We start from the raw sequence: 7,493 nt of genomic DNA, 5'->3' as shown, positions 1-7,493 counted from the left end.
CCTGCTCGCCGTCCGCACCGCGGAGGGCACCACCGAGGACGAGGCCCTGCGCCTGGCCGGCGCCCTGGAACACGCCTCCGAGCACCCCATCGCCACCGCCATCGCCACCGCAGCCGCCGAACGCCTCGGCACCCTGCCCGCCGTCGAGGGCTTCGAGAACGTCCCCGGCCTCGGCGTCCAGGGCGTCGTGGACGGCCACGCCGTCGTCGCCGGACGCGAGGCCCTGCTCGCCGGGCACGGCCAGCCGCTGCCCGCCCCGCTCGCCGAGGCCAAACGGGCCGCCGAGGCCGCCGGACGGACCGCCGTCGCGGTCGGCTGGGACGGCGCCGCCCGCGCCGTCCTGGAGGTCGCCGACGCCGTCCGGCCCACCAGCGCCCGGGCCGTCGCCGAACTGCGCGCCCTCGGCCTGCGACCGGTCCTGCTCACCGGCGACAACCGCGCCGTCGCCGAGGCCGTCGCCGCCGAGGTCGGCATCCCGGCGGAGGACGTCCACGCCGAGGTACTGCCCGAGGACAAGGTCGCCACCGTGGAGATCCTCCGACCTGCGCTCCGCCGCCGACGCCATCCGCCTCTCCCGAAAGACCCTCGGCACCATCAAGGGCAACCTCTTCTGGGCCTTCGGCTACAACGTCGCCGCGATCCCCCTGGCCGCCGCCGGACTCCTCAACCCGATGATCGCCGGCGCCACGATGGCCTTCTCCTCGGTCTTCGTGCTCACCAACAGCCTCCGCCTCCGCACCTTCCAGGCCGGCTAGCAGCAGCCCGGAACACACCCGGGAAGACGCCCAGGAGACGGCCGAGGGGCCCCTACCGCAGCCGCGGCAGGGGCCCCTCGGCCGTTCGGCGGCCCTCAGCGGCCGAGCAGCTCGCCGCCGTTGCAGTGCAGGATCTCGCCGGTGATGAACCCGGCCTCCGGCGAGGCCAGGAACTGCACCGCCGCCGCCACCTCGCCGGTCTCCCCGATCCGCCCCAGCAGCGTGCGGGCCGCCCGGCGGGAGACCTCGGCCTCGTCCAGCCGCGGCCCGAAGAACTCGGTGCCCGCCACCGTGCCCGGGGCCACGATGTTGGCCGTGATGCCCGAGGTGCCCAGCTGGGCGGCCAGGAAGTTGTTCCAGGCGTGCAGCGAGGCCTTCGCCGCCCCGTACGAGCCCGCCCCGCGCAGCGCCGCGATCGAGCTGATGGTGACCACTCGGCCGGACCCCGGGGTCAGCCGGTCCCGGATCGACTCGGTGAGCAGCACCACGGTCAGCACATTGCGCTCGAAGTCGCCCCGCCAGCGGGCCAGCAGGGCGTGCGGTCCGGCGCCGATCACGGTCTCCCGGCTGCCGGCGTTGTTCACCAGCACATCGATCCGCTCGGGCAGTTCGGCGAGCGCGGACTCCACGGCGTCCGGATCGGCGAGGTCGCAGACCAGCGGGGTCACGTTCGGCCCGAAGCCGGCGGCGGCTTCCTCCAGCACCGCGCGCCGCCGGCCGACGATCACGACCCGTTCGCCGGCCTCGGCGAACCGCCGCGCCACCTCGTACCCGATCCCCGTGCCACCGCCGGTGACAACCACGTTCCTGGTCATCTGCGCACTCCCTCCCCAGCTCCGCCGCCACGCTGCTGGGTGCGGGGCGGTCCGTACCGGAATGCCACGATTCCTATCACGCTCGGTTGCCGTGACTGCGGGGAGGGTGACGTCGCCGCCGCCGGAAGGTGTGGTATGGAGGCGGTACCGCACGCACACGGAGCGTGGCGAGAGGCAGCTCACACCCCCCGGGCGTAACTTCTCGCACGCTGATACGTCTTAGGTTGGTAGTGCGGCAGTTTTTCCGGTGGGCGAAGACGTGGCGAACGGCATAACGTCGACGCGTGGCCACCACTGTCGCCGACGGGGCTCCGGCGGGCCCCGGGTCGGTCGCCGAGGTTGGCGGCCTTCGCGCACGACGCCGGGGTGTGGCAGGGGCCGGGGACGCTTTGAGCGGCCGTCCCGGGCCCGCAGCCGCCCCCGGAGTCGTGCGCCGGACATGGAGGAGCAGAGACCGAGGGCCCGGCCGCAGAAGTGCGGCCGGGCCCTCGTGGCACGGTGTCAGGGCGTGCGCTTGGCGTCAGCGGGCGTCGATCCCGACGTAGTCGCGGATCTCGACGCCGGTGTAGATCTGCCGCGGACGGCCGATCCGGCTGGTCGGGTCGTTGATCATCTCGTGCCAGTGGGCGATCCAGCCCGGCAGCCGGCCGAGGGCGAACAGCACGGTGAACATGCTGGTCGGGAAGCCCATGGCGCGGTAGATCAGACCGGTGTAGAAGTCCACGTTCGGGTAGAGCTTGCGCGAGACGAAGAAGTCGTCCTTGAGCGCGTGCTCCTCCAGCTTGAGCGCGATCTCCAGCAGCTCGTCCGACTTGCCGAGCTGGCCGAGCACCTCGTGGGCGAGCAGCTTGACCTGCGCGGCGCGCGGGTCGAAGGCCTTGTACACGCGGTGGCCGAAGCCCATCAGCTTGACGCCGGACTCGCGGTTCTTGACCTTGGTGATGAAGGCGTCGACGTCGCCGCCGTCCTTCTGGATGCTCTCCAGCATCTCCAGCACGGCCTGGTTGGCACCGCCGTGCAGCGGGCCCCACAGCGCCGAGATGCCCGCCGAGATCGAGGCGAACAGGTTGGCGTGGCTGGAGCCGACCAGGCGCACGGTGGAGGTCGAGCAGTTCTGCTCGTGGTCCGCGTGCAGGATCAGCAGCTTGTCCAGCGCGTTGACGATGACCGGGTTGAGCTCGTAGTCCTCGGCCGGGACCGCGAAGGTCATCCGGAGGAGGTTCTCGACGTAGCTCAGGTCGTTGCGCGGGTAGACGAAGGGCTGGCCCATCGCCTTCTTGTACGCGTACGCCGCGATGGTCGGGAGCTTCGCCAGCAGGCGGACCGTCGACAGGTGGCGCTGGGCCGCGTCGAACGGGTTGTGGCTCTCCGGGTAGAACGTCGACAGCGCGCCGACCACCGAGGACAGCATGGCCATCGGGTGGGCGTCCCGGGGGAAGCCCTGGAAGAAGCGCTTGACGTCCTCGTGCAGCAGGGTGTGCTGGGTGATCTCGCGGTTGAACTCCGCCAGCTGGTCCGCGTTCGGCAGCTCGCCGTTGATCAGCAGGTAGGCGGTCTCGATGAAGTCACCCTTGGCGGCGAGCTGCTCGATCGGGTAACCGCGGTACCGCAGGATGCCGTTGTCACCGTCCACGAAAGTGATCGCGGACTTGTAGGCGGCGGTGTTGCCGAAGCCGTTGTCCAGGGTGACCAGGCCGGTCTGCGGGAGCAGCTTCGAGATGTCGAAGCCGGCGTTGCCCGCAGTGCTCTCGACGACGGGGTACTCGTACTCGCCGTCCTGGTACCGCAGTACTACCGAGTTGTCGCTCACGTCTTCCTCACCGACGAAATGAATCCTCTTCCAAGGTGCCCTGACTGTCTCTACCTTCCCCCATCCGGCGGACAGCCGCGCACCCGGGGTGACCCGAAAGGGCCCGCCCCTACAAAACCTGCCGCCGCAGCCGGTACGAACCGGACAAGATCGGCACCCCACCAGGCTCTGCCGTAAATCTCTTCACGTCAAGAGAACAATAGAGGCAAGCATCCCTTGGAGAATCATCCAGACGCCAACCGGTGGTCGAGCGCGGCATGCCTCCGACCTGCACTGACACTGCGAACAGCCTGGGCGATCGCTTTCCGTGACCCCACCAGCACAACCAGTTTTCGGGCCCTGGTCACCGCGGTGTAGAGCAGATTTCGCTGAAGCATCGTCCATGCGGACATGGTGACCGGAATCACCACCACCGGGTACTCACTGCCCTGCGACCGGTGGATGGTCACCGCGTAGGCGTGCGCGAGCTCGTCCAACTCGTCGAAGTCGTACGGCACCTCCTCGTCCTCGTCCGTCAGCACCGTCAGCCGCTGGTCGTCCACGCTGAGGGCCGTCACCACTCCCACTGTGCCGTTGAAGACCCCGTTCCGCCCCTTGTCGTAGTTGTTGCGGATCTGCGTGACCTTGTCGCCCACCCGGAACGTCCGCCCGCCGAACCGCCGCTCCGCCAGCCCCTCCCGGGCCGGCGTCACCGCCGCCTGGAGCAGCGTGTTGAGGTTCCCCGCGCCCGCCGGGCCCCGGTGCATCGGCGCCAGCACCTGGACATCCCGCCGGGCGTCGTAGCCGAACTTCTGCGGGATCCGCCGGGCCACCACGTCCACCGTCAGACCCGCCGCCAGCTCCGCGTCCTCCTCCGCGAACAGGAAGAAGTCCGGCAGCCCCTCGGTCTGCGGCGGCAGCCCCTCGTTGATCCGGTGCGCGTTGATCACCACCCCCGACTGCTGCGCCTGTCGGAAGATCCGGGTCAGCCGCACCGAGGGAATCGGCCCGCCCTCCGCGAGCAGGTCCCGCAGCACCTCCCCCGCACCCACCGAGGGCAGCTGGTCCACGTCCCCCACGAACAGCAGGTGTGCGCCCGGCGCCACCGCCTTGACCAGCTTGTTCGCCAGGATCAGATCCAGCATCGACGCCTCGTCGACCACCACCAGGTCCGCGTCCAGCGGCCGGTCCCGGTCGTACGCGGCGTCCCCGCCCGGCCGCAGCTCCAGCAGCCGGTGCACGGTCGAGGCCTCCACCCCGGTCAGCTCCGCCAGCCGCTTCGCCGCCCGCCCGGTCGGCGCCGCCAGCACCACCTTGGCCCGCTTCGCCAGCGCCAGGGTCACGATCGACTTCACCGTGAACGACTTGCCGCAACCGGGGCCGCCGGTCAGCACCGCGACCCGCTCGGTCAGCGCCAGCCGCACCGACTGCTCCTGCTCCGGCGCCAGCTCCGCCCCCGTCTTCCGCGCCAGCCAGCCCAGCGCCGCCGGCCAGTCCACGTCCCCGAACCACGGCATCCGGTCGGTGTCCGCCCGCAGCAGCCTCAGCAACTGGTTGGCCAAGGAGATCTCCGCCCGGTGGAACGGCACCAGGTACACCGCCGTGATCGGCTCCCCCGCCGCCCCCGGCACCTGCTCCCGCACCACCCCCTCGGCGGCCACCAGCTCCGCCAGGCAGTCGATCACCAGCCCCACGTCCACCTGGAGCAGCTTCACCCCGTCGGCGATCAGCCGCTCCTCCGGCAGGTAGCAGTGCCCCTGGTCGCTGCTCTGCGACAGCGCGTACTGCAGGCCCGCCTTCACCCGCTCCGGGCTGTCGTGCGGGATGCCCACGGCCTGCGCGATCCGGTCCGCGGTGAGGAAGCCGATGCCCCAGACGTCCGAGGCCAGCCGGTACGGCTCGTTCTTCACCACCCCGATCGAGCCGTCCCCGTACTGCTTGTAGATCCGTACAGCCAGCGAGGTCGAGACCCCCACCCCCTGCAGGAAGACCATCACCTCCTTGATGGCCTTCTGCTCCTCCCACGCGGCCGCGATCTTCTTCGTCCGCTTCGGCCCGAGCCCCGGCACCTCGATCAGCCGGCCCGGCTCGTGCTCGATCACCTCCAGCGTGTCCACCCCGAACCGCTCCACGATCCGCTCGGCGAACCGGGGCCCGATCCCCTTGATCAGCCCCGACCCCAGATAGCGCTGGATGCCCTGCACCGTGGCCGGCAGCACCGTCGTGTAGTTCTCCACCACGAACTGCCGCCCGTACTGCGGATGCGACCCCCACCGCCCGTGCAGCCGCAGCGACTCCCCCGGCTGCGCCCCGAGCAACGCGCCGACCACCGTCAGCAGATCGTTGCCGCCCCGCCCGGTGTCGACCCGCGCCACGGTGTAGCCGGTCTCCTCGTTCGCGTAGGTGATCCGCTCCAGCACCCCCTCGACCTGGGCGAGCTGGCGCGGCACCGCCTGGTCGCCGCTCGTACCGGTCCCGGTTCCGGTTCCGGTGCGCGCCGCCGTCTGCCTGGCCACCGGGCCTCCTGTCACCGTGCGGAAGGACTTCCGCTACGCACCGTACCGTCCGGGTGCGACATCCCGGGTGGCAGTGCCAGGCTGGGGGCAGCGGGGCGGGGCCAGGCCGACATCCGATCACGTCGAAGGAGCGGAACACCGTGCTCACCACCGCCTTCCGGCCGGGTGCCCCCAACTGGCTGGACCTCGCCAGCCCGGACACCCCGGCCTCGGCCGCCTTCTACACCGGCCTGTTCGGCTGGAGCTCCGCCACCGGCCCCGGTGCCGCCCGGCACAGCCTCTTCCGCCGGGACGGCCGGACGGTCGCCGCGCTCGGCCCGGTCACCACCGAGGGCGACCGCGCCGCCTGGACCGTCCACTTCCGCACCCTCGACTCCGACCGCACCGCGGCCCTGGTCCGCGCGGCCGGCGGCCGGGTCCGCTTCGGCCCCTTCGACGTCCTCAACAGCGGCCGCACCACCGGCTGCACCGACCCGACCGGCGCCGACTTCGCGGTCTGGCAGCCGCACGCCGTCGACGGCCTGGACACCGTCACCGAACCCGGCAGCCTCTGCTGGACGGAGTGCTTCAGCATCGACGCCGAGGCCGCCAAGACCTTCTACCGAGCGGTGTTCGGCTGGCAGGAGCAGGACGTCCCGCTCGGGCTCGACCTCTACACGGTGCTCACCCCGCCCGGCGGCGGGACGGCGGACGCGCACGGCGGGATCTGCCCGATCCCGCCCGAGGACGCCGCCGCCGGCATCTCCTCGCACTGGCTCCCCTCATTCGAGGTGCCCGACGTCGACGCCACCCTCGCCACCGCCGAAGGGCTGGGCGCCACCGTCCGGCTCCCCGCCGAGGACGTTCACGGCGTCGGCCGCCTGGCCCGGCTCGTCGACCCGCACGGCGCCGCTTTCGCCGTCGTCACCAGCGCCCCGCCCGGCTGACGACGCCAACCGCCCTTCTAGGGTGTGACCATGAACGATCTGACGATCCGCCGGGCGACCGGCGACGACCTGCCGGCCATTGTCGCGATGCTCGCCGACGACGCCCTGGGCGCGACCCGCGAGAGCCCCGACGATCTCACCCCCTACCGCACCGCGTTCGACCGCATCGACACGGACCCGCACCAGCACCTCGTCGTCGCCGAACGCGCCGGCCGGACCGTCGGCACCCTGCAGCTGACCGTCATCCCGGGCCTCTCCCGGAAGGGCTCCACCCGGACCGTCATCGAGGGTGTGCGCGTCCACAGCGACGAACGCGGCAGCGGCCTGGGCACCGAACTGATCCAGTGGGCGATCGAGCGCTCCCGCGAACTCGACGCCCAGCTGGTCCAGCTGACCTCCGACATCACCCGCACCGACGCGCACCGCTTCTACGAACGCCTCGGCTTCGTCCCCTCCCACCTGGGCTTCAAGCTCGCGCTCTCGGCGCTGTGAGGCTTAGCTTCCGGGTTCGGAATGTAACCGGGCGTTTCCCTCACGCTATGACCACCGAAACACTATGAAACTGTCAACCGCACCCACACCGTGACCTTGGTATGGGGGTCGTTGTTTCAGAACAACACAGTGGACGCGAGCAACTGAGGACAAGCCCTCGGCCTATTAGTACCGGTCAACTCCACCCCTCACAGGGCTTC

The 7,493-nt window shown here is 71.0% G+C and carries 4 protein-coding genes, 1 rRNA gene and 2 pseudogenes; 3 read left to right on the top strand and 4 right to left on the bottom strand.

The window, feature by feature from the left end:
- Positions 1–755: pseudogene (locus IF01_RS46545) on the top strand (HAD family hydrolase); the annotation flags it as partial.
- Between the two features lie 95 nt (positions 756–850).
- Here the strand turns inward: IF01_RS46545 and IF01_RS0140550 are convergent.
- From IF01_RS0140550 to recD2, 3 genes are all read right to left on the bottom strand, one after another.
- Complete coding sequence (locus IF01_RS0140550; protein WP_030398646.1) at positions 851–1,570, bottom strand: SDR family NAD(P)-dependent oxidoreductase; 720 nt, start codon at positions 1,568–1,570, stop codon at positions 851–853.
- Between the two features lie 520 nt (positions 1,571–2,090).
- Positions 2,091–3,380, bottom strand: coding sequence for a citrate synthase (locus IF01_RS0140545; protein WP_030398645.1), 1,290 nt, complete (start codon positions 3,378–3,380; stop codon positions 2,091–2,093).
- Between the two features lie 224 nt (positions 3,381–3,604).
- A complete protein-coding gene (recD2, locus tag IF01_RS0140540; protein ID WP_030398644.1) occupies positions 3,605–5,809 on the bottom strand; it encodes an SF1B family DNA helicase RecD2 in 2,205 nt (734 codons plus the stop codon).
- Positions 5,810–6,015: 206 nt separating this feature from the next.
- Between recD2 and IF01_RS0140535 the strand changes: the two genes are divergently transcribed.
- Positions 6,016–6,801: a VOC family protein gene (locus IF01_RS0140535; protein ID WP_030398643.1), complete on the top strand. Its 786-nt coding sequence runs from the start codon at positions 6,016–6,018 to the stop codon at positions 6,799–6,801.
- 30 nt (positions 6,802–6,831) lie between these two features.
- Positions 6,832–7,239, top strand: a pseudogene (locus IF01_RS51725) (GNAT family N-acetyltransferase); the annotation flags it as partial.
- Here the strand turns inward: IF01_RS51725 and rrf are convergent.
- A 5S ribosomal RNA gene (gene rrf, locus IF01_RS0140525) occupies positions 7,239–7,352 on the bottom strand. The pseudogene IF01_RS51725 and the gene rrf sit on opposite strands and share 1 nt — an antisense overlap.
- Positions 7,353–7,493: the final 141 nt, after the last annotated feature.

This window comes from Kitasatospora purpeofusca (assembly GCF_000718025.1).
GTDB lineage: Bacteria > Actinomycetota > Actinomycetes > Streptomycetales > Streptomycetaceae > Kitasatospora > Kitasatospora purpeofusca.
The sequence above is the reverse complement of the archived record's forward strand: the minus strand, read 5'-3'. Positions and strand labels throughout refer to the sequence as shown.

Excerpts from the sequence above, each read along its gene's own strand:
- IF01_RS0140550 (WP_030398646.1), bottom strand. The coding sequence starts at position 1,570 with ATGACCAGGAACGTGGTTGTCACCGGCGGTGGCACGGGGATCGGGTAC.